At 63.0% G+C, this 22,801-nt stretch carries 20 protein-coding genes; 13 read left to right on the plus strand and 7 right to left on the minus strand.

Features of this window, described 5'->3' with window-relative positions:
- Window positions 1-3: 3 nt before the first annotated feature.
- From nuoH to CHB87_RS22740, 7 genes are all read left to right on the plus strand, one after another.
- Complete coding sequence (gene nuoH, locus CHB87_RS08940; RefSeq protein ID WP_089408051.1) at window positions 4-1,074, plus strand: NADH-quinone oxidoreductase subunit NuoH; 1,071 nt, start codon at window positions 4-6, stop codon at window positions 1,072-1,074.
- A 134-nt stretch (window positions 1,075-1,208) separates the two neighbouring features.
- Window positions 1,209-1,778 (plus strand): NADH-quinone oxidoreductase subunit J family protein, encoded by a 570-nt coding sequence (locus CHB87_RS08945; RefSeq protein WP_089408052.1) that lies wholly within the window; start codon window positions 1,209-1,211, stop codon window positions 1,776-1,778.
- A 2-nt stretch (window positions 1,779-1,780) separates the two neighbouring features.
- Window positions 1,781-2,098 (plus strand): NADH-quinone oxidoreductase subunit NuoK, encoded by a 318-nt coding sequence (gene nuoK, locus CHB87_RS08950; protein ID WP_089408053.1) that lies wholly within the window; start codon window positions 1,781-1,783, stop codon window positions 2,096-2,098.
- A 15-nt stretch (window positions 2,099-2,113) separates the two neighbouring features.
- Window positions 2,114-4,087 carry an NADH-quinone oxidoreductase subunit L gene (gene nuoL, locus CHB87_RS08955; RefSeq protein WP_089408054.1) on the plus strand — a complete coding sequence of 658 codons (1,974 nt, stop codon included), beginning with the start codon at window positions 2,114-2,116 and terminating at the stop codon, window positions 4,085-4,087.
- Window positions 4,088-4,145: 58 nt separating this feature from the next.
- Window positions 4,146-5,741, plus strand: a complete 1,596-nt coding sequence (locus CHB87_RS08960; RefSeq protein ID WP_089408055.1) for a complex I subunit 4 family protein — start codon at window positions 4,146-4,148, stop codon at window positions 5,739-5,741.
- Window positions 5,741-7,240 carry an NADH-quinone oxidoreductase subunit N gene (locus CHB87_RS08965; RefSeq protein WP_089408056.1) on the plus strand — a complete coding sequence of 500 codons (1,500 nt, stop codon included), beginning with the start codon at window positions 5,741-5,743 and terminating at the stop codon, window positions 7,238-7,240. Before CHB87_RS08960 ends, CHB87_RS08965 begins: the two co-directional genes overlap by 1 nt.
- 151 nt (window positions 7,241-7,391) lie before the next feature.
- Window positions 7,392-8,660: a GGDEF domain-containing protein gene (locus tag CHB87_RS22740; RefSeq protein WP_089408057.1), complete on the plus strand. Its 1,269-nt coding sequence runs from the start codon at window positions 7,392-7,394 to the stop codon at window positions 8,658-8,660.
- A gap of 75 nt (window positions 8,661-8,735) precedes the next feature.
- On the opposite strand, the gene CHB87_RS08975 is transcribed toward CHB87_RS22740, so the two are convergent.
- The 4 genes from CHB87_RS08975 to CHB87_RS08990 form a co-directional block, all read right to left on the minus strand.
- On the minus strand, window positions 8,736-9,035 hold the full coding sequence (locus CHB87_RS08975; RefSeq protein ID WP_089408058.1) for an ATP synthase F0 subunit C: 300 nt from the start codon (window positions 9,033-9,035) through the stop codon (window positions 8,736-8,738).
- A 144-nt stretch (window positions 9,036-9,179) separates the two neighbouring features.
- The gene (atpB, locus tag CHB87_RS08980; protein ID WP_089408059.1) at window positions 9,180-9,911 is read right to left on the minus strand and encodes a F0F1 ATP synthase subunit A; all 732 of its coding nucleotides are present in this window, start codon (window positions 9,909-9,911) and stop codon (window positions 9,180-9,182) included.
- A 54-nt stretch (window positions 9,912-9,965) separates the two neighbouring features.
- Window positions 9,966-10,385, minus strand: a complete 420-nt coding sequence (locus CHB87_RS08985) for a hypothetical protein (RefSeq protein WP_245817892.1) — start codon at window positions 10,383-10,385, stop codon at window positions 9,966-9,968.
- 5 nt (window positions 10,386-10,390) lie between these two features.
- Window positions 10,391-10,624: an AtpZ/AtpI family protein gene (locus tag CHB87_RS08990; RefSeq protein ID WP_089408061.1), complete on the minus strand. Its 234-nt coding sequence runs from the start codon at window positions 10,622-10,624 to the stop codon at window positions 10,391-10,393.
- A gap of 100 nt (window positions 10,625-10,724) precedes the next feature.
- Between CHB87_RS08990 and CHB87_RS08995 the strand changes: the two genes are divergently transcribed.
- Both CHB87_RS08995 and ychF read left to right on the plus strand, forming a co-directional pair.
- A complete protein-coding gene (locus CHB87_RS08995; RefSeq protein WP_245817893.1) occupies window positions 10,725-12,545 on the plus strand; it encodes a lysine--tRNA ligase in 1,821 nt (606 codons plus the stop codon).
- Window positions 12,546-12,793: 248 nt separating this feature from the next.
- Entirely contained in the window at window positions 12,794-13,894 is a 1,101-nt protein-coding gene (gene ychF / locus CHB87_RS09000; protein ID WP_089408063.1) for a redox-regulated ATPase YchF, read from the plus strand.
- A 165-nt stretch (window positions 13,895-14,059) separates the two neighbouring features.
- Here ychF and CHB87_RS09005 read toward each other — a convergent pair whose 3' ends face one another.
- Window positions 14,060-15,277, minus strand: coding sequence for an MFS transporter (locus tag CHB87_RS09005; protein ID WP_089408064.1), 1,218 nt, complete (start codon window positions 15,275-15,277; stop codon window positions 14,060-14,062).
- A 122-nt stretch (window positions 15,278-15,399) separates the two neighbouring features.
- Between CHB87_RS09005 and CHB87_RS09010 the strand changes: the two genes are divergently transcribed.
- Window positions 15,400-16,950: a VWA domain-containing protein gene (locus CHB87_RS09010; RefSeq protein ID WP_089408065.1), complete on the plus strand. Its 1,551-nt coding sequence runs from the start codon at window positions 15,400-15,402 to the stop codon at window positions 16,948-16,950.
- Between the two features lie 102 nt (window positions 16,951-17,052).
- Window positions 17,053-19,404, plus strand: a complete 2,352-nt coding sequence (locus tag CHB87_RS09015; protein ID WP_089408066.1) for a Tex family protein — start codon at window positions 17,053-17,055, stop codon at window positions 19,402-19,404.
- A 117-nt stretch (window positions 19,405-19,521) separates the two neighbouring features.
- On the opposite strand, the gene CHB87_RS09020 is transcribed toward CHB87_RS09015, so the two are convergent.
- Together CHB87_RS09020 and dgt are read right to left on the minus strand one after the other, a co-directional pair.
- On the minus strand, window positions 19,522-19,818 hold the full coding sequence (locus CHB87_RS09020; protein WP_142988282.1) for a hypothetical protein: 297 nt from the start codon (window positions 19,816-19,818) through the stop codon (window positions 19,522-19,524).
- 137 nt (window positions 19,819-19,955) lie between these two features.
- On the minus strand, window positions 19,956-21,107 hold the full coding sequence (gene dgt, locus CHB87_RS09025; protein WP_089408068.1) for a dGTP triphosphohydrolase: 1,152 nt from the start codon (window positions 21,105-21,107) through the stop codon (window positions 19,956-19,958).
- A gap of 42 nt (window positions 21,108-21,149) precedes the next feature.
- On the opposite strand from dgt, the gene purQ reads away from it, so the two are divergent.
- Both purQ and CHB87_RS09035 read left to right on the plus strand, forming a co-directional pair.
- On the plus strand, window positions 21,150-21,851 hold the full coding sequence (gene purQ, locus CHB87_RS09030; RefSeq protein WP_089408069.1) for a phosphoribosylformylglycinamidine synthase subunit PurQ: 702 nt from the start codon (window positions 21,150-21,152) through the stop codon (window positions 21,849-21,851).
- Window positions 21,852-21,893: 42 nt separating this feature from the next.
- The gene (locus CHB87_RS09035; RefSeq protein ID WP_089408070.1) at window positions 21,894-22,685 is read left to right on the plus strand and encodes a tyrosine-protein phosphatase; all 792 of its coding nucleotides are present in this window, start codon (window positions 21,894-21,896) and stop codon (window positions 22,683-22,685) included.
- The last annotated feature ends 116 nt before the right edge of the window (window positions 22,686-22,801 follow it).

The raw sequence follows: 22,801 nt of genomic DNA on the forward strand, positions 1-22,801 counted from the left end.
CCCATGAACCTGTCTCCCTTTTTGACGTTTTTTCTATTGACCGTGGTCAAGATCGTCATCGTGCTCGTCATCACGCTTACGTCGGTGGCTTATACGGTTCTGCTCGAACGTAAGGTCGCTGGACGGATGCAGAATCGCTGGGGGCCTTCGCGTGTCGGTCCTTTCGGTCTGCTGCAGCCTCTGGCCGACGGCATCAAGCTCTTCCTCAAGGAAGATCTCATGCCGCTCGCGATTCAAAAGCCGCTCTTCGTGATCGCGCCAATCATCGCGCTCTCCTGTGCGCTGGTCTCGATTGCCGTGGTGCCCTTCGGCCCGCTGACCGAGGTCCACGTTCACGGACAGCCCGGCTTCGACCTGTTCGATATCTCGAATATCAATATCGGGCTGCTCGTCATTCTCGGTATTACCTCGATCGGCGTTTACGGCATCGCGCTGTCGGGCTGGTCGTCGAATAACAAGTTTGCCCTGCTCGGCAGCCTCCGCGCCACGTCGCAGATGATCAGCTACGAGCTTGCGCTTGGGCTTTCGCTGGTTGGCATCGTCCTGCGGGCCGGTTCGCTCAACCTGCGCACGATCGTCGCCAGCCAGTCGGCCCACGGCGCGCTCTCGTGGAATATCCTGGGCGGTTTTCAGATCGTTGCATTTGTGGTCTACCTCATCAGCGCATTCGCCGAGGCAAACCGCACCCCGTTCGACCTTCCTGAAGCAGAGTCGGAGCTGGTCGCGGGCTATCACACCGAGTACAGCTCGATGAAGTTCGCCATGTTCTTCATGGCTGAGTACGCGAACATGATCACCATCAGCTGCGTGGCGACGTTGCTCTTCTTCGGCGGCGCCTCCAGCCCGTGGGGCAACGCGCTGCCAAATATCGGCGGGGCCATCGGCGCGGCGATCTTCCCGGTTCTCTGGTTCGTCCTCAAAGTCTTTTGTTTTCTGTTCCTCTTCATCTGGGTCCGGTGGACCATACCGCGCTTCCGTTACGACCAACTGATGGCCTTCGGTTGGAAGGTGCTGATGCCCATCGCCATCGTCAACATTCTTGTGACCGCTTTGGTGATGTCCGTCCGTTCGTAGTTCAGACTTTGCTTCACCGCGTCAAACGCAGGATCACTGTTTTACAATCGGCAGAACGGCCACATCTCAGCGTCTGCACCGCACTCACACCGAAACCCGGGGCCTTCAACCGGGAAAAGGATACGACGGCACTCATGCAACTTGCCCTCTTCATCATCTTCGCCGCACTGGCCGTCGCAGGAGCTTTGAATTTCCTGCTCCAGCGGCACCCGATCAACTCGGCGCTCTCGCTGGTCGTGGTCATGCTCTCGCTCGCGGTTCTTTACTGGTCGCTTGGCGCGGAGTTCCTCGCCGCCGCGCAGGTCATCGTCTACTCCGGCGCCGTCATGGTGCTGTTCGTCTTCGTTGTCATGCTGCTCAACGCGGGCGAGGAAGAGCGAACCACCGGAAGCCGAGCCGCGTACTTTGCCGGTATCCCCGGCGCCGCCGCTGTCTTCTGCCTGCTCAGCTTCGTCTTTTTGTCGGAGTCGAAGACGCTCGGTTCCTCAAACCTCGGCGGATATCTGAACGACGGCACGGTCAACATCGTCGAAATCAGCAAGATCCTTTTCACCCGGCTGCTGCTGCCCTTCGAGGTCACCTCGATCCTGATTCTGGTCGCCATTCTGGGCGCGGTCGTGCTGGCGCGCAAGGAACCGGATCCCAAGGTCGTCACCAGCTCGACCGATGCGGCGGGCGTGATTGTCATCAAGGAGAAAGTGTAACCATGGTTCCCATCTCCTATTACCTCATCCTCGCCGCCGTCCTGTTCTCCATCGGCGTACTATCGTTCCTGCTCAAGCGCAACGTCGTCACGGTCTTCATGTCGATCGAGCTCATGCTGAACGCCGTGAACCTCACCTTTGTGGCCTTCGCGCATCGCTGGCAGGCCGTGTCACCGCAGGCCGTTTCAGGACAGATCTTCGTCTTCTTCGTGATGGTCGTCGCCGCCGCCGAAGCCGCCGTGGGACTCGCGATCATCATCTCCATCTTCCGCACGCGGCAGACCCTGAACATCGACCAGATCAACCTGATGAAGAACTAACTGGAAATCGAGACCATGAATCCTCAGCTACTCTGGCTCATCCCGCTGCTTCCCTTCACCGGCTTCCTGATCAACGGAACCGTGGGCCGCAAGCTCCCGCGCGCCGCCGTAAGCGGCATCGCGCTCCTCTGCACCGCCATCCCCGCGATCATCGTCGCGACACTCTGGGCGTCGATCCTCGGCGGCGGCTCCGGCATACTCGCGGTCGCCTCGGCGCCGTGGATTCAGGTCACCGGCTTCTCGGTCAACTTCGCCTTCGCGGTCGATCACCTCACGGCAATCATGCTCGCGGTCGTCACCGGCGTCGGCTTCCTCATCCATCTCTACTCCGTTGGATACATGGCGCATGAGGACGGTTACTGGCGCTTCTTCGCCTACCTGAACCTCTTCATGTTCTTCATGTCGGTGCTGGTGCTGTCGGACTCGTTCCTGCTGCTCTTCGTCGGCTGGGAGGGCGTCGGTCTCGCCTCGTACCTGCTGATCGGCTTCTATTTCACCAAGACGGCTGCGGCCAACGCCGGCAAGAAAGCCTTCATCGTCAACCGCGTGGGCGACTTCGGCTTTCTGCTGGCGATGTTCCTGCTCATCCAGCACTTCGGCTCGCTGAACTTCTCGACCGTCTTCTCGTCGATCTCGGCCAGCTCCACGCAGGGTGGCTTTCTGACCGCCATCGCGCTGCTGCTGGTCGTCGGTGCGGCCGGCAAATCGGCGCAGATTCCCCTTTACGTCTGGCTGCCGGACGCCATGGAAGGACCGACGCCGGTCTCCGCCCTCATCCACGCCGCGACCATGGTCACGGCCGGCATCTACATGGTGTGCCGTTGCCACACGCTCTTCGATCGCAGCCCCTACGCCCTCGGCGTGGTTGCGATCATCGGCGCGCTGACCGCCATCTTCGCCGCCTCGATCGGCATGGTGCAGAACGACATCAAGCGCGTGCTGGCGTACTCCACCGTATCGCAGCTCGGCTACATGTTCCTGGCCTGCGGAGTCGGCGCGTACACTGCGGCCATCTTCCACGTCATGACGCACGCTTTCTTCAAGGCGCTGCTCTTCCTGGCCGCCGGTTCGGTCATCCACGCGCTCTCGGGCGAGCAGGACATGCGCGTCATGGGCGGCCTGCGGAAGAAGATTCCCGTCACCTTCTGGACCATGCTGATGGGCGTCATCGCCATCGCAGGCATCCCACCCTGGGCAGGCTTCTTCTCCAAGGACGAGATTCTCTACCGCGTCTTCGTCAGCGACAATCCCATCGGCAAGCTGCTCTGGCTGGTCGGTCTCGTCACCGCGGGCATGACCTCGTTCTACATGTTCCGCCTGCTCTTCAAGACCTTCTTCGGTGAGCAGCGCTTCGCGGAGCACGCCGGCGCCGGTCATGGACACCACGACGATGCGCATGCGGGCCACGGCCACGGCGTCCATGAATCGCCCTGGATCATGCTCTTCCCGCTCGTCGTCCTCGCGCTGCTCTCGATCGTCGGCGGATGGATCGGCGTGCCGAAGGCGCTTGGCGGTTCGAACGAGATCGAACACTTCCTCGATCCAGTATTCGGTGGCGGGGTGGAGCTTGCGAAGAGCGCCGCAGGCGCATCCGAGATCGGTCTGGCGGTCGTCTCTGTGGTCGTCGCCCTGCTCGGTCTCGCGGTCGCCTACTTCCTCTACGTCGTGAAGCCCGGCACAGCCGGAGCCTTCGCCCAGAAGGCAAAGCCGCTCTACGAACTCGTGCTGAACAAGTTCTATATCGACGAGATCTACAACGCGATCTTCGTCACCGGTCTGCTCGGCCTGACCACTGCTCTCTTCCGCAGCGTCATCGACTTCGGTCTGGTGGACGGCTCCGGCTGGGCCGCGAGCAACGGCGCCAAGGGACTTGCCTCCGTCACCCGCAAGATGCAGTCCGGCAACATACGCTCTTATGCTGGCTGGCTCGCGCTGGGCGCGGCGGCGGTGATCGCAATCATGATCTTCGGGCTTCACAACATCAGCTAGCTGGTCGGCATTCAAGACAGGGCAACGCACGTACGGCAGACGTAACCACAAGGATCCGATGAATTTAGACACCTCCATCCTGACCCTCATCATCTTCGCTCCGCTCGTGGGCGCGATCGTCCTGGCGCTTCTGCCGGATCGCGGCAAGACCATGCAGTGGGGCGCGCTGATCGTCACCCTGATCACCTTCGGTCTCACCCTGCATCTTCCGGCGCACTTCCAGTCCGGCATGCCCGCAGGCAGCTTCCAATTCGTCACCGATCTGCCGTGGATCGCGGCGCCCGCCATCCGCTACCACCTCGGCGTGGACGGCATGTCCATGTGGCTCACCGTGCTGACCGGCTTCCTCGCCCCGCTTGGCGTTCTCGCCTCCTGGAACACCATCTCCGAGCGGAAGAAGACCTTCTATGTCTTCTTCCTGCTCCAGCAGGTCGCGATGCTCGGCATCTTCGCCGCGCTCGACCTCTTCCTCTACTACGCCTTCTGGGAGCTGTCGCTCGTTCCCATGACGCTGCTGATCGCCACCTTCGGACGCACCGCCGCCCGCCGCGACGCCGCCGCCAAGTACTTTCTCTATGCCTTCATTCCGTCGGCGATGTTGCTCGTCGGCATGATCTGGCTCTACGCGCAGACCGGCACCTTCGACCTGCCGAAGCTCGCCTCCCTCGCCGCCAGCCACGGCATCTCGTCGAACTCTGCCGCACTCTGGCTCTGCTCTCTTGCGTTCCTGCTCGCCTTCGCGGTCAAGGTTCCCGTCTTCCCGCTGCACGGCTGGTTGAAGGACGCCATCGCCGAGGCCCCCACGGCAGCCGTCATGGTGCTGGCCGGCAAGACCGGCCTCTACTCCATCCTGCGCTTCAGCTTCGCCATCTTCCCGGATGAGAGCCATCGCATCGCGCCGCTCATGATCGCGCTCGGCGCCATCGGCGTGGTCTACGGCGCGCTGATCGCCCTGACCCAGAACAACATGAAGCACCTGGCCGCCTACTCGACCCTCGGCCACCTGTCGATCATCACACTCGGCATCTTCACCTTCACCATCGCAGGCGTCGACGGCGGCATCTACCAGATTCTGAACCACGGCATCTCGGGCGGCGCGCTCTTCATCCTGATGGGCATCCTCTACGAGCGCTACGGCACATACGACATGCGCGACTACGGCGGACTCGCCGCGACTCTGCCCTGGATGGTTACGCTCTACGTCATCACGACGCTCTCGGTCGTCGGCCTGCCCGGCCTGAACAGCTTCGTCGGCGAGTTCCTCGTGCTTTCGGGCACGATGCAAGCCACCATCGCCGAGCACCATGTCCTGTGGACGGTGATTGCCACCTCTGGCGTCATCTTCGGAGCAGCCTACATGCTCGTGATGATCCAGCGCGTCTTCTACGGTCCGGCCTCGAACCCCAACGGCTCCGCCCCGCGCGATCTCGACGCACGCGAGCACCTCGCGCTGTGGCCGATGGTCGCCGTTATGGTCGTCATGGGCGTGCTCTCGCCCTACTGGATCGGCTCGATCGACCCGAACGGCGTCGCCATCTCGCACCAGACCTCCTCCAGCACGAGCGCACCCCAGCAGCACTTCCGCCGGGCGGAGAACGCCCCCGCCTACGCCCGCGACATCACGTCCGCGTCCGCAACCCAAGGAGTGAAGTAATGTCCCCAAATCTTCTGGCGCTCCTGCCCGAGATCATCCTCACCGTTGGCGGCGTCCTGATCATGGTCGCCGAGCCCTGCCTGACGCCCGGCGGCTCGCGCAAACCTCTCGGCTGGCTGGCCATTCTCGCGACCCTCGCCGCCGGAGCGGCCAGCATCTTCCAGCTCGGCTTCACCAAGTCGGCCGCCATCTTCGCCTTTTACGGCACCATCCAGGTCGATCCCTTCTCCATCTTCTTTCACCTGCTGATCGCCGCCATCGTGCTCTGTTCCCTGCTCGGCTCGCTCGACTACTTCGAAGGCGCGACCAACCACGCCGGCGAGTACTTCGCGCTCGTGCTCTTCGGAGCCGTCGGCATGATGTTCATGACCTCGGCGACTGAGCTTCTGATGGTCTTCGTCGGCCTCGAGATCTCTTCGATCTCGACCTACATCATGGCTGGCTTCCGCAAAGGCCAGGCCACCAGCGCCGAGTCGGCGATCAAGTACTTCCTGCTCGGCTCCTTCGCTACCGCCTTCTTCCTTTACGGCATCGCGCTGGCTTTCGGCGCGACCGGATCCACCTCCATCCACGCTATCGCCGCCGGCCTCGCCGGAACCAGTACTCCAACCCTCGCCATCGCCGCGTTGACGCTCATCATCATCGGTCTGGGCTTCAAGGTCTCGGCCGCACCCTTCCACGTCTGGACTCCGGACGTCTACCAGGGCGCCCCCGCTCCGGTTGTCGGTCTCATGTCGACCGCCCCCAAGGCCGCCGCCTTCGCCGTCCTGCTGCGCATCACCTACAGCGCCTTCGGCTCCATGGAGGCCCGCTGGACCATCCTCCTCTGGATTCTCGCCGCCCTCTCGATGACCGTCGGCAATCTCGGCGCGCTGCTCCAGACCAACGTCAAGCGCATGCTCGCCTACTCCAGCATCGCAAACGCCGGCTACCTTCTGGTCGCCTTCACCGCATCAGCCGATCGCGGCATCGCCGCCGCCGCCTTCTACACCGCCACCTATGCAGCGATGAACGTCGGAGCCTTCGCGGTCATCACCCAGGTCGGCGGTTTCAACGAAAGCACCCGCACGCTGGCCGATTACACCGGTCTCGCGCTGCGCCGCCCGGTTCTCGGCGCGCTCCTCTCATTCTTCCTGCTCTCGATGATCGGCATCCCCTTCACCGGCGGATTCTTCGGCAAGTTCTACGTCTTCACCGCGACGATCCATAGCGGCAACGTCTGGCTCGCAGTCGTCGGACTCTTGAACAGCGGTGTCGCCTGCTTCTACTATCTGAGGCTGATCGCGGCGCTCTATACCCGCAGGGAGACGGCGGAGACAAGCCCCGTCACCTCTATCAGCTTCCCCGCCGGCCTCGGTCTGGCCGCCACCGCGCTCGCCACTCTGATGCTGGGCGTGTTGCCCGGACAGATTCTGCACCTCGCCGGTCGCGCAAGCTGGAGCATCACCTCTCCGTCCGCGGCCCGTATTGGTGCAGCGGCCGAGACCGCCTCACGATAATCGTTGTTTCAATCTATGAAATGTCGTATCCTTCCGCTCAGGCTTGGTCCGCTGGGCGGAGATGTTTTGCGACGACAGAACACACCGGCCCCATGCGGATGATCGCCAGCCATGTTTGCGAACACATCCTCTCTTGTCCGGGCCGTGATCTTTGGATATTCGCACGATCTATGAGTTGACCGCCTGCGTCCTGCTGGGAGTCATCGGCTACCTGCTGCTGATCCAATTCAGTACGCCCGGCCTCAAAGGCATTCGCTGGTTCATCGTGGGCTATATCTCAGCCGCTTCCGGGCTGGAGTTGATCGCCCTCCGCAACCATCTGCGCCACCCCATCTTCATTCTGTTCTCGAACACCCTGCTTCTCTTCGCGAACCTGTTCATCTACTGGGGCGTAGCCGACCTGATCGGCGTAAAGAGGCATTTCAAGACGATCCTCTATGTGACCTCCGCGCCGCTGCTGCTCATCAGCTATTTCATCTTCCTCCACGAGCAGATGGCCTCACGGGTGCTCGTGTACAGCATCGCGAACGTCATCCAGTTCACGCTGCTCATCCTCCTCGTTCTGCGCAGCGGTCCGGCACGCACGCGCATGCCCAGGGTCGGCCTGGCGATCATCTCCCTGCTCTGGATCGTCGTCCACTGTGTGCGAGCCATGCAGGCCATTCACAATCATCCACTCTCCATCCTCGATGAAGGCCAGAGCCTGAACTCCTTCCTGCTGCTGGTCCCCGTCATGACGGCCGTCATGACCTGCATGGCCTTTCTCTGGCTCGCCATGGCGCAACTCCAGTCCGAGCTTGAACAGCAATCCCACACCGACGTCCTCACCGGCCTCTTGAACCGCCGCGCTCTGACCAAGCACGCCGAACGCGAGATCGCCTACGCCACCCGCATCGGGACGCCGCTCGCCTTGCTCATCTGCGACCTCGACCACTTCAAGTCGGTCAACGACCGCTTCGGCCACGACGCCGGCGACGTCGCCCTCAGCACCGCCGCGACCTGCATCGTCGAGGCCCTCCGCACCAACGACATCGTCGCCCGACTCGGCGGCGAGGAGTTTGTCCTGCTTCTGCCTAACACCACCGAAGCCGGAGCCCTGCTCGTCGCCGAGCGAACCCGCCTGCGCCTCGCCGCGTTGGAGATCCGCTACCGAAGCTATAGCTTCACCCTTACGGCCAGCTTTGGAGTCACCACCCTGCAGCCCGGCGATCGAGACCTGGAAGACATCATCCACCGGGCAGACAAGGCGCTCTACTTGGCGAAAGACACGGGCAGGAACCGCACCATCGTCGGCGAGCATAGCGAGAACGGCGAACACCAGCCAGCCCCGCACCCTTCACATCCCGGCCCCGGCGAACGCCGCGCCGCGCTGCCTGACAATCCCGCCGGCCTGCAGACGCCCGACCCGCTGCATAGCTGACATCGCGCCGCAAACAAGAGAGCCCTCCACGCGGGAGGGCTCTTTTGCGCATAAAGCGCACTTCCAAAACCGTACTTACTTGGTGAGGAAGATGATGACGAACGTGAACAGTGCGAGCGACTCGATGAACGCCAGACCGAGAATGAGGAAGGTGAACAGGCCGGGGCGTGCGCCCGGGTTGCGCGCGAGCGCCTCTGCGGCGGAGGCAGTCGCCTTGCCCTGACCGAGGCCGCAAAGACCGGCGGCGATCGCCATGGCAAGGCCGGCGCCGATGGGAGCCAGGTTGATCGGACCGCTGGTTGCGGTCTGCGCGAAGGCCGGCGTTGCGAGCAGCAACACAGCCAGGGACATGAATACCATCTGAAGCATACGCATCGTGAATCTCCAACTCTCCCAGAATTCGCCGCCAGTGGGTGGTTGACGCTCACCGTGCTGGCGCCCTCACGCTAAGCGGCGCAGAACCCCGTGGGGGGGAGAAGATCCCACGGTCAAACTTGGACTTACTCACGACCACCAGCTCTAGTGGTCGTGCGAGACAGCCAGCGACAGATAGATCGTCGAAAGCAGCATAAAGATGTAAGCCTGAATGCAAGCCACGCCCAGATGCAGACCGAGGAAGACGAGCGGGATACCAACCGGAACCAGCGAGAAGAACGCGAGCGTCAGCAGGTCGCCGGCGAACATGTTCGCATACAGACGAACCGTGAGCGAGAGCACGCGCGCAAAGTGCGAGATGATCTCGATCGGCAGCAGCAGCCAGTACAGCCACCAAACCGGTCCCAGGAACTGCTTGATGTAGCCGAAGCCGTTCGCCCGGATGCCATGGTAGTGGTAGTAGAGGAAGATGCAGATCGCGAGACCGAGCGGCACGACCACGTCGGCAGTCGGCGACTCGAGGCCCGGGAACAAGCCCATCAGATTCGAGACCAGGATGAACAGGAAGGTCGCGGTCAGGTAGCTCGCAAAGCGCTCGTGACCGTGGCCGATGATGCTCTCGCTCTGTCCGCCGACGAACTCGTGGGTCATCTCCGCGAGATGCTGGAATCCGCCCGGCGTCTCGACGCTCAACGTCGCCCGCACGATCAGGAAGTAGGCGATCAGAATCGCGAAGACGAGCAGCTCCATCGCGAAGGCGTTGCTGATGGGTGCATTCGGATACGTCGGCTGAATGTGCAGGGCACGTAGCAGCGAGGTCACCGGACCGGCGAAGGCATGATTCAGAACTTCAGTCAAAAGGCGCTGTGTCGGCATAATTCCAATTTGTCGGGGAAGCCCGGAATTACCGAAGAGTCCGGCTAAAGCCGCCTATACCGTCCAGGCCTTCATCAACCGGATTGCCTGGATTGTGAGGCAGAAAACACCCAACCCAAGGCCGGCTGCGAGAGCGAAAACCGAACCATTCAGTAGCTTAAGACTAACATAGAGCAGCACCACGGCGAGCCCCAGACGCAGGAAGAACCCGATCAGGATCAGCGCCATCGGCTTCGTCTCGCCGCCCGCGTCCATCCGGACCATCACGGCCGACATCAGCCGCAGCCACTCCCACAGCCCCGAGCCCGAGATCAGCGCGCCCACCGCCAGCAGCGCCGCGCTTCCCCAACCCAGCTTCCACCACAGCGCAGGAATCGCCACCAGGCACAGAATCAGCTCCAGCTTGATCGCCGAACGCATCGTCTCTTTGAAATCGTCGTCGGTATAGTCCGACATCGTCTTAAATGTCTTCAACTCGTTCACTTTGACTGCCCCAGGTAGCGCGAGGCCGTGCGGAAGATCTGGATGAACCCGCCAACCGCGCCCATCAGGATGCCGACCACGCCGATCCAGTGTTGGCCGAACTTGTGGTCCAGCCACGTTCCAAAGAGCCAGCCCAGCACACAGCCCACCGGCAGCGCGATCGCCACCTGGATCATGGACTCCGCCGTCACCAGCTCCCGCATACTGCCTTTGTTCTTACCGTCTGCCATCGCCAGACTATTCTACGCTTCCGAACGCGATACTCTAGAAGAGACGAGCCCGTTCGGCTCTTGAGGAAAGATCTTGTTCGAATCCGAGTTTGAAGAAAACATGTACCGCCTGCGTCAGGATAAGCTGCGCCAGATCGCCGAGATCGGCGAGCGCGCCGGCCTGACCTACGCCGAAGCGACCTACCCGAACCACTTCGCCTTCACCCACACCATCCCCGAGCTGCGCGCGCTTTACATCGACCGCCCCCAGCCCTTCACCGAGGCCGAGTTCGAAGCCAACCCAGTCCATGCCGCCGTCGCCGGCCGCCTCATGCAGATTCGCATTCAGGGCAAAGCCGGTTTTGCCAACCTGCAGCAAGGCGGCAAGCGACTTCAGATCTACATCAAGAAGGATGTCGTCGGCGAGGACGCCCTCGCGCTCGCCAAGCTGCTCGATCTCGGCGACCACATCGGCGTCACCGGCCACCTCTTCGTCACGCGCAGCGGCGAGACGACGCTCCAGGTCGCCACCATCACCTTCCTCGCCAAGGCGATGCTCGCCCTGCCCGACAAGTACCACGGCCTCGAAGACGTCGAACTCCGCTACCGCCAGCGCTATGTCGACCTCTTCATGAACACCGGCCAGTCGGCCAAGCAGACCGAGCACGGCCCCGCCCCGGTGGTCGCCAACAGCACCGAGCCCTTCGCCACCGCCACCGAGGCCACCCCGGTCGTCAGCGAAGCACCGCCGCCGAACGTCCGCGAGGTCTTCGTCAAGCGCGCCGCCGTCCTCCGCGCCCTGCGCAAGTACTTCGACGAGCGCGGCTACATCGAGGTCGAAACCCCCATGCTCGTCGGCATCGCCGGCGGCGCGGCGGCCCGCCCGTTCATCACCCACCACAACACCTTCGACATTGACCTCAGCCTGCGCATCGCGCCGGAGCTTTATCTGAAGCGCCTGGTCGTCGGCGGCCTCGACCGCGTCTACGAGATCAACCGCAACTTCCGCAACGAAGGCGTCGACACCAGCCACAACCCCGAGTTCACGATGCTCGAGTTCTACCAGGCCTACGCGAACTACCACGACCTGATGGACCTGACGGAAGAGATCGTGAAGTTCGTGGCGATGGAGGTGAATGGGACGACGATTGCCAACTTCAATGGGGTGGAGATTGATTTGGGCAAGTGGACCAAGCTTTCCATGCGCGAGGCGATCATCAAGTGGTGGCCTAGTGAGTTTGGCGACGCTCCTAGTTCCAATTGCTTCCAAAGTCGAGATCTTTTCGTTCAGGTCCTAAGGAAAGCGGCAGAGACTTATCTGCCTGTGTTCCGCGAATGGTCTAAGGATGTGCCTACCGCTGAATGGTCGAATCCGCAAAAGGACGGCACTCTGGTCACCGCTATTCGTCAAATGCACAGAACCTTGGCCGCAGGTGATGCGTTCAAGAAAGGATTCGTTAATGTCATCGTAGAACTGGCCGAAGGTGCGCCTCTGGGGAAATGTATCGCGACACTTTTCGAGGTTGTCGGAGAGAATCCATTTGCTTCGAACCTAACCCAGCCCACCATCATCTACGACTTTCCCCTGGCCGTCTCGCCGCTCTCCAAGCAAAAGCCGGACGAGCCAGACTGGGTCGAGCGCTTCGAGTTCTACATCGGCGGCTTCGAGGTAGGCAACGCCTTCTCCGAGCTGAACGACCCTCTCGAACAGCGCGAGCGCTTCCTCGACCAGCTCAAGGAGCGCGACCGCGGCGACGACGAGGCCATGCACATGGACGAAGACTACGTCCGCGCTCTCGGCTACGGTCTTCCCCCCACGGGCGGCGAAGGCATCGGCATCGACCGCCTCACCATGATCCTCACCGGCAGCAAGAGCATCCGCGACGTCATCCTCTTCCCGCTCCTCCGCCCGCAGGCGAAGCAGACCGAGACCGCCTCATAAGTCGTGTTAAGGGCACGGCTTCAGCCGTGCCGTAACCGCCGCCTTTGCTCTGCGGCTTCAGCCGCTGAGGTACGCTTGAAACGAGTGCCAACGCAGACGAAGAGCGTACCCCAGCGGCTAAAGCCGGTTTTTTCGCAGCACATGACGGAACGGCTGAAGCCGTGCCCTTAAGCAGAGCTTCGAGACGCAATCACAAGCGAACGTGCGGCACCCCAGTTTGATTTGACAAGTAAGACAAGGACAACGAAATGCCCCTCAACGTAGGAATCGTAGGCCTGCCCAACGTCGGCAAGAGCACCATCTTCAACGCCCTCACCTCGGCCAAGGCCCAGGCGGCGAACTATCCCTTCTGCACCATCGACCCGAACGTCGGCGTCGTGCCCGTGCCGGATGCGCGCATGAACAAGATCGTCTCCATGGTCAAGCCGAACTCCATCGTGCCGACAACGATGGAGTTCGTCGACATCGCGGGAATCGTCGAAGGCGCCAGCAAGGGCGAAGGCCTCGGCAACCAGTTCCTCTCGCACATCCGTCAGACCGACGCCATCCTGCACGTCGTGCGCTGCTTCGCCGACCCCGAAGTGATCCACGTCGCCGGTGGCGTCAACCCGCTCAGCGACATCGACGTCATCAACACCGAGCTGCTGCTCGCCGACCTCGACACGGTCGAGAAGCGCGCCGTGAAGTCCGAGAAGGCCGCCAAGAGCCAATCCGCCACCGCCGCGCAGAAGTCCGAGTGGTCCGCGATCCAGAAGCTCCGCGAGGCTCTGAACGCAGGCAAACCGGCGCGCACCGTCGACCTCGAAGACGACGAGAAGCTCATCGCGCGCGACCTCTTCCTCATCACCGCGAAGCCCATGCTCTACGTCGCCAACGTCGACGAGTCCGCACTCTCCACCGGCAACGACTGGACCGCCGCAGTAGAAAAGCGCGCTGCCGAGGAGAACTCCGAGGTCGTCCGCATCTGCGGCCAGATGGAGGCCGACATCGCCGAGCTGCCCGCCGACGAGCGCGCCGAGTTCCTCGCCGAGATGGGGCTCGAAGAGCCCGGCCTCGACCGCCTCATCCACGCCGCCTACCGGCTCCTCGGCCTCTATACCTACTTCACCTCAGGCGTGCAGGAGGTCCGCGCCTGGACGATCAAGAAGGGCACCAAAGCCCCCGGCGCCGCGGGCGTCATCCACTCCGACTTCGAGCGCGGCTTCATCAAAGCCGACTGCTACCACTGCGAAGACCTCTTCAAATACGGCAGCGAACAGGCCGTGAAGGAAAAGGGCCTGCTCCGCTCCGAAGGCAAGGAATACGTCGTCAAGGACGGGGACATCCTCTTCTTCAAGTTCAACGTGTAACGGCGCCTTGTTTGCCATTCCCGAAGGGAATCTGCTTTTGCCTTTGTTGTTGCTCCTTGCTTGTCATCCTTCGCGAAGCGGAGGATCTGCTGTTCGCTTTTGCCGCCACACAGGCAAGAGACGGACAGCAGATTCCCTTCGGGAATGACAAACAAAAAGGGCCTCTTACTCCACCGACCGCACCCGCAACAACTTCCAAAGCGCCACCCCCGCCACCGGCAGCACCGCGATCAGCCAGAACCCTCGCGCAAACTCCCGCTGGTCGAAGAAGTGCCCCAGCACCGGCGTCAGCAGTCCGGTCACGCCGGCCCAGCAGGAGATCGCAAACCCAGCCAGAAAGCCGGAGTGCTCCTTCCTCTGCGCGTTCATGCCATCGGCCAGCGACAGCACGACAAACCCACCCGCGATAAACATCTGCAAGAAGAAGATCGTCATCGTCGCCAGAATCGGCCGCGCACACGTAGCCGCCAACGGCGCCAGTACAATCAGAAACCCACTGACCATCAGCCCGGCGAATAGCTTCCCCGGCGGCCCTGCCCGGCGAGCATTCCGCCGGTCCGCGACCTTTCCCCAGAACAGATACCCCGCCTCCCAACCCGCCGGCGGAACCCACAGCAGATGCCCCAGCGACGCCTGTCCCACATGCAGCACGCGCGACAGGTAGAGCGGAGCCGCATACAGACCGAACGCCAGCGGCGCACAACCCAGCCCATAGATCGAGACCGTCGCAAACAGATTCCGGTTCCACCGCCCGGCCTTCCCTTGAGACACAGGCAAGGCGATAGCAGGCGCCGAAGCCGGATAAAGTCCGCTCGCCCGCAGCCACACCCAGAGCCCGATCCAAAGCAGCCCCATCACCGCCGTCACGTAGAAGGTCGACCGCCAGCCATACCGGATCGCCACCGGCGTGATCAGCAGCGGCGTCAGCGCCGCGCCCAGCGATCCGCCGCTGTAGGCCAGCCCCAGCCCGAACGACCGCTTCTCCACAGGCAGCGTGTCAGCAACGGTCGCCAGCCCCGCCGGAAAGGTCGCGCCCTCGCCGAAGCCCAGCACCCCGCGCGCCAGACACATCCCGCCCAGTCCCACCATCAGCGCGTGGCTGCCGGAGGCCAGCGACCACACCGCCACGGCGGCCAGGATCGTAATCCAGACGCCCTTCCGGTCGATCCACCAACCCCACACCGGATTGGCTAACATGTAGCAAACGCTGAAGACCGAGACCGCATAGCCATACTGCTGAGCGTTCAGGTGCAGGTCTGCGAGGATCGTCGGCGAAAGAATGGCCAGCACACTGCGGTCCGCGTAGCTCAGCAGCGATAGCAGCAGCATCGCCACGCACGGAGCCCACAGGCGTACAAAGCTGGAGCGCGAAGAGGTCGGCATCCCGCTATTCTTACAGCCCGGCGGCTCTCCCGCCCAGCGATATCTCTCTTCATCAAGTCTTAATTCACGCCGATTCTCCGGTAGACTAGGCGAACGAGTCGCTCCGGCGCTCTTCTTTCCCTATGACATCTTTCTCCGCGCTGCGCCTGCTGCTCTGCTCCCTGCTTCTCGTCCCATCCGTCGCGGTTCTCGCGCAGGACGACCTTCCGCCCGGCATCAACACCCTGCGCGTCACCTCGCGTCTGGTGCTGCTTGACGTCAGCGTCGTCGACAAGGAGGGCCACCCCGTCTCCGGCCTGACGGCGAAGGACTTCCAGGTCTTCGAGGAGAAGCAGCTTCAGCGCATCGTCAGCTTCGAGAGCGCCGCCGACCACACCCTGCCGCCCAACGTCACCGCCGCGACCATCTTCGACCCCGCGCAGCCCCGCGTCTTCGGCTCCTCGCCCGTCACCATCCTCGTGCTGGATGAGGTCAACACGCACTTCTCGGACCTCGCCTACGGCATCAAGTGCCTCAAGGACTACCTGAACAAGCAGCCCGCCACCCTCACCCAGCCGACCGAGCTGCTCGTCGTGCGCGACTCCGGCTTCCAGCAGCTTTCGCCCTATACGCTCGACCGCGGCCGCCTGCTTGGCGCGCTCGCGAAGCATGTGCCCTCGCAGGCCTGGGCGCTCGAACAGTCGAAGTCCGCCGGCCCCGGCGTCGGCGATCGCCTCGACCGCTCCATCTCCGTGCTCGAACAGATCGCGCAGAACTCCGCGCCGATCCGCGCGCACAAGAACCTCATCTGGGTCGGCGCCGGCTTCCCCTCGGTCGACCCCGACGCCCTCACCCCGGGCACCGACACGATGCTCAAGAACATGCTCCAGCACGTGACCGACACCCTGCTCGACTCACGCATCAGCCTCTACTCCATCGACCCCACCTCCACCCTGCCGACGATGGACGAGATCATCAACGACGACCAGATGGGCGTCTTCTCGATCGGCGGCTCCTCGGCCGGCAACATCCTCTCGCCCTTCGACACCAACCTCGACTTCGATCACCTCGGCCCCGTCACCGGCGGACGCAGCATCCGCGGCCAGAACGACGTCGACCGCTACATCAACGACGGCGTTCTCTCCGGCACCCAGTCCTACACCCTCGGCTACCGCCCCACCGACAACGCGGAGACCCCCGGCGCCTTCCGCCACATCCGCGTCGTCTGCCTGCGTCCCGGCCTCACCGTCCGCACCCACGACGGCTACTACACCACCGGCTCGAAGACCGCCAAGACCCGCGACACCATCGGCTACGACCTGAACAACGCCGCCACCGCCGACCTGCCGCTTCACGGCCTCGACTTTACCGTCGAAGCCGACTCGAAGCCTGGCGAGTTCATCCTGCACGTCCACGCCGACGGCCTGACCTGGACCTCCCAGTCCAACGGCGCGAGCACCGCGAACGTCGAAGTGCTGGTCGTCGCACTCTCGGCGAAGAACAAGATCCTCTCGCACACTCTGCACTCCGAGACCGCCACCGCGAACCCCAACGTCGACCTGCACTCCAGCGCTCAACTCGCACGCTTCGCCATCGAACTCGGCCCCCGGCCCAAAGCCACCCACCTGCGCTTCGTCGTCCGCGACGCCTCGAACGGTCGCATGGGCACCTTCGACCTGCCACTCACCAAATAGCTTTTGTCGTTGCTCGTCCTTTCGTTTGTCATTCCCGCAGGGAATCCGCTGTTGCCCTTGCCCCTTTTCCTCCGCCAACCCATTTAAGATCGAACTCAGATCATGGCTGACCAAAAGCAAGACGCAAAGACCCTTTCTCCCGAAATCCTCCTTCACATCGCCAAGACCCTCAACGTGCCCCTGCACTCGCTGGTCGCAACCATCGGGCTGCTGGACGAGGGCGGCACCGTTCCCTTCATCGCGCGCTATCGCAAAGAGGCCACCGGCGCGCTCGACGAGGTGCAGATCCGCGACATCGAAGACCGCCTCGGCTACTTCCGCGACCTCGTCTCCCGCCGCGAGACCATCCTGGCCTCCATCGCCGAACAGGGCAAGCTGACCGACGAGCTGAAGGCCAGGATCGAGAAGACGCTCGACAAGTCCGAACTCGAAGACCTCTATCTGCCTTACCGCCCCAAGCGCCGCACCAAGGCCACCATCGCGCGCGAAAAAGGCCTGGAACCGCTGGCCGACTACCTCTGGGCACAGACCGCGACCGGCACGCCGCTGCTCGAATTCGCGCAGACCTTCATCAATCCGGAGAAAGAGGTCGCCACCATCAACGACGCCCTCGAAGGCGCCCGCCACATCGTGGCCGAGACCATCTCCGAGACCGCCGAACTCCGCAAGGCCGCCCGCCAGCTCCTCTTCGACGAGGGCGTCATCGTCTCCCGCAAGGCTTCAGAATCCGACGGCAAAAAGAAGGATGAGCAGGGCAAGTTCAAGATGTACTACGACTACCGCGAGCCGGTGAAGACCATCCCCTCGCACCGCATGCTCGCCATCCGCCGCGGCGAGGCCGAATCCATCCTGTACTTCCTCATCGAGCTTGACCCCGCCCGCGCCACCGGCCTCCTGCGCGCCGGCATCCACAAGGCCGAAGGCGACTGGACTCCACAGCTCGACCTCGCCATCGAAGACTGCTGGAGCCGCCTGCTCAGCGCGTCGATCCAGGGCGAGATCCGCCTCGAACTCAAGAAGCGCTCCGACCTTGACGCCATCGGCGTCTTCCGCGACAACCTTGCCAACCTGCTGCTGGCCGCGCCCGCCGGCCCCATCTCGGTCCTCGGCCTCGATCCCGGCCTGCGGACTGGCTGCAAGGTCGCGGTCGTCGACGAAACGGGCAAGTTCCTCGCCCACGACGTCATCTACCCGCACACCGGCCAGACCGCGAAGGCCACCCAAACCCTCGCCCACCTGGTCAAGCAGCATGACGTCCGCGCCATCGCCATCGGCAACGGCACCGCCTCGCGCGAGACCGATTCCTTCGTCCGCGACTTCCTCGCCGAGCACAAGCTCACCGATATCTTCAAGGTCATGGTCTCGGAGTCCGGCGCCAGCGTCTACTCGGCGTCCGACGTGGCGCGACAGGAGTTCCCCGATCTCGACCTCACCGTCCGCGGCGCCATCTCCATCGCGCGCCGCCTCCAAGACCCGCTCTCCGAACTGGTCAAGGTCGACCCCAAGTCCATCGGCGTCGGCCAGTACCAGCACGACGTCGACCAGCGCCAGCTCCAGCAGTCGCTCGAAGCCGTCATCGAGACCTGCGTGAACAAGGTCGGCGTCGACCTGAACACCAGCTCTTGGACGCTGCTGCGCTACGTCGCCGGCATCACCGAGCGCACCGCGCTCAACATCGTCGCCTACCGCGACGCCAACGGCCGCTTCACCTCGCGCGCGCAGATCAAACAAGTCCCCGGCATTGGGCCGAAGTCCTTCGAGCAGGCCGCCGGCTTCCTGCGCATCCGCGGCGGGGAGCAGCCGCTCGACTCCACCGCCGTCCACCCGGAGTCCTACGCCGTCGTCAACCAGCTCGCCGAGACCGTCGGCGCCAGCATCGCGGAGATCATCCTCAACCCCAGCCTCCTCGACAAGGTCGACAAGTCCAAACTCCAGGCCGGCTCCTTCACCCTCAACGACATCCTCGCCGAGCTGCGCCGCCCCGGCCGCGACCCGCGCGACAAGTTCGTCGCCCCGGCCTTCCACGAGGGCGTCAAAGAGCTGACGGACGTCGTTCCCGACATGATCCTCGAAGGCGTCGTCACTAACGTGACGAAGTTCGGCGCGTTCGTCGATATCGGCGTCCACCAGGACGGTCTCGTTCACATCTCAGAACTCTCGAACCGCTTTATCAAGGAGCCGTCCGAAGCCGTCAAGGCCGGTCAGATCGTCAAGGTCAAGGTGCTCTCGGTCGACACCGTCAGCAAGCGCATCGCGCTCAGCATGAAGGCCCTCATGACGCCTGCGCAGGGTGGTCAGCGTCCGCAGCCGCAAGGCGCCCGCCCGCCCCAGCCCGGTCAGCAGCGCCCCGGACAGCCCTCACGCCCCCAGCAGAAGCCCCAACCCAAAGCGCCACCGCCGCAAAGCATGGAAGACAAACTGGCCGCCCTCTCCACCCGCTGGAAGGTCCGCTAACCTCAGATTCGAACAAAAATTACAGGCTGCTTAGCGATCTCTCTAAGCAGCCTGTAATTTCTTCCATCGCTCCAGGACATCTTTCGTAGCACGTTCGTGGAATAGACTCCTGGCCCATCATGCGGCCTGCGCTGCTCGAATCCGCCGCGCGCCTGGCCCCGGCAAGAACGAGGTGAGCTCCCGCAGATCATCCTCCGTCAGCGAATACATGAACACGTCCGCGATGCCATCGAGTTGATTCTCCTCCACATGACTTTGCCGCAGCCGCTGAAACTCAGCGAATCGAGAGGCTGGCACCTCGAAGTCCTGCCCCGTCCCCGGTACCGCCGGGTAGACGAAGACCTGGTACGAGTCCGTCGCTGGAGTCGCGTAGAGCGTGAAGTGATCCCTTGAGTCGGCGGTCGTGCTCAGCATGCGGGTTGTGGCCCTCCCTGTGGAAATCCGCCTGACCTCGGCCTGTGCGGCGCGCGAGAATCGGGGCTTATCCAGGGATAAGGCAATCGGCATGCCAAACTTTACCAGCTCGATGCCTCTTCTCGAATCCCGCGCGGTCAGCGTCGAATCGTCCGCTTGATCGCCGCGTACTGCATCAGGATGTACGCATCCGTCATGCCGGCGATGTAGTCCGCCACCACCCGCGCCAGACCTTCCTGCTCGCTCTCCTCGAAGTATCCTTCGGGCAGCTCGTCCGGGTTTTCGACCCAGAAGTTGAACAGCGCCGTCACGACCTCCTCGGCCTTCGTATGCTCCAGATCGAGCGCATGGCAGGTGTAGAGCGTGTCGTAAAGGTACTGCTTCTCCTGCAGCCTCTCCGACTCCACCTTGGGCGAAAACGTCGCCAGCCGCCGCGGATGCCGCCGGATGTCCGCCAGAGACTTCGCCCCGATCGCCGCCGTATTCTTGCGCGTATTGGCGATCAGGTCTTCGGTCAGCGTGTTCTGCATCAGTTGCAGCGACTCGTTGAACTTGTACTTGTCGTCGATCTCGGGATGCTCACGCTCCACGGCCGCGTAACAACGAGCCAGAATACGCACATGCCTGACGATGTGCGACACCTCCAGCAGGCCCGACTCGACGCCATCGTCGAGATCCGCCGTCAGGTACGCGATCTCGTCCGCCAGGTCGATGATCTGCGCCTCGAGCGGCGGCGATTGATCGAGAAAATAGTCCGCCAGCTCCGGGTGCGTCGCCACGTTATAGTCGCGCGAGTGCTTGATGATTCCCTCGCGCACGGCCAGCGTCAGGTTCAGCCCGCGATGCGCGGCATAGCGCTGCTCGAAGTGTTCGGTGATGCGCAGCGCATGCAGATTGTGGTCGAAGCGGCGTCCGTGCCGCTGCAGGCAGCGGTCGAGCGCGCGCTCGCCCGCGTGGCCGAAGGGCGGATGCCCGATATCGTGCACCAGCGCGAGCGTCTCGGCCAGATCCTCATTCAGCCCCAGAGCGCACGCCACCTCGCGCGCAATCTGCACGACCTCGATCGTGTGGGTCAGACGCGAACGGAAGTGGTCCGACGCGCGGCTGGTGAAGACCTGCGTCTTGCCCGCCAGCCGGCGAAAGGCGCGCGACTGTACGATCCGGTCGCGGTCCCGCTGGAAGGGCGAGCGATAGGCATGGGTCGGCGCGGGATAGACCCGTTCGAAGAGCGTCAGGTCGCCCGTCGCGGAGGGCTCGGGCACGGCACACGGTTTGAGATCGTAGGGCATCTCTTCGAGTGTAATGCGCTAAAACGTCTGTAAACTAGAGCTATGAAATTCGGCGTGCTTGTCTTTCCCGGTTCCAACTGCGACCACGATACCTACAACGTCATCGACCAGGTCGCCGGCCATCCTGTGACCTTCCTCTGGCATGCGTCCGAGAACCTTGAGGGCTGCGACGCCATCGTGGCGCCAGGCGGCTTCGCCTATGGCGACTACCTGCGCACCGGCGCCATCGCCAAGTTCGCGCCGGTCATGCAGTCGGTCAAGAAGTTCGCCGCGAATGGCGGCCTGGTGCTCGGCATCTGCAACGGCTTCCAGATCCTCGCCGAGGCGGGCCTTCTGCCCGGCGCGCTCATGCGCAACGCCAGCCAGCGTTACATCTGCAAGCAGGTACACCTGCGGACCGAGACCGCCGACTCGCCCTTCACCCACGGCATCGCCAAAGGACAGGTGCTGCAGATGCCCATCGGCCACATGGAAGGCAACTACTTCTGCGACGCCGACACGCTCGCCACGCTCAACCGCGAGGATCGCATCGCCTTCCGGTATGCGGACTCAGCCGGAACATGCGACGCGGCAACCAACGCCAACGGCTCGCTCGAGAACATCGCCGGCGTGCTGAACGAGGGACGCAACGTGCTTGGCATGATGCCGCACCCGGACCGTTCGAGCGAATCGCTGCTCGGCTCGGCCGACGGCCTGCTGCTCTTTCAGTCTATGGCGCAGTCGCTTGTCGCGGGCGCACGTTAGCCTTCGCGGCAACTCAAGACGTAAAGACAGGCTCATACCCATATGGTCGATATACATCATCATCTGTTGTGGGGTTTGGACGACGGCGCGAAGGACTTCGAGACCTCGGTCAAGATGGCGCGCCTCGCCGCCGACGACGGCATCACCCACGTCGTCTGCACCCCGCACGCGAACAGCAACTACACCTTCAACCCTGAGTTGAACCGCGCGAAGCTGGAAGAGCTGAAGGCTCGCCTCGAAGCCGAGCAGATTCCTCTTACCCTCGGGCTCGGCTCGGACTTCCACGTCAACTACGAGAACATCGAAGAGGCGCGTGCCGACAAGACAAAGTTCAGCATCAACGGCCTCGGCTACCTCATGGTCGAGCTGCCGGACTTCGGCCTGCCCAAGGGGCTGACCGATATCTTCTACGATCTGCGGGTCGCCGGGATGACGCCCGTGCTGACGCATCCCGAACGCAACCCCACGCTGGTCGCCAACAACGACCGCATGCTGGAGTGGATGCGCGGCGGTCTGCTCGTGCAGGTCACGGCCGACTCCGTGACCGGCCAGATGGGGAAAAAAGCCGAAAAGATGGCGTGGACGCTGCTCGAAAAGCGCTGGGTCCACTTCATCGCCTCCGATGCACACGGTCTCACCGGACGTCCGCCACGCATGCGCGCCGCAGCGAACCTGGTGGCAAAGAAGTATGGCGCCCAGTACGCCGAGAGCCTCGTAACCACGAACCCGATGGCCGCCTTCCACGGCAAGAGCTTTCGCCCGGTGGAAGAGCCCCTTGGGCTGGAAGAGGAGACAAAGAGGCCGGGAATCTTCCAACGGCTCTTCGGACGTTAGAACTCCTTTGAACGGAGCCCTGTTTTGAAAGGGCTGAGCCGTTTTGAAAGGGCGGGACTTCAGTCCCGCCATAAAAGCTCGGCGATCGAAGCGGCTTTAGCCGCTGAGGGACTGCA

The organism is Granulicella rosea (genome assembly GCF_900188085.1).
Lineage (GTDB): Bacteria > Acidobacteriota > Terriglobia > Terriglobales > Acidobacteriaceae > Edaphobacter > Edaphobacter rosea.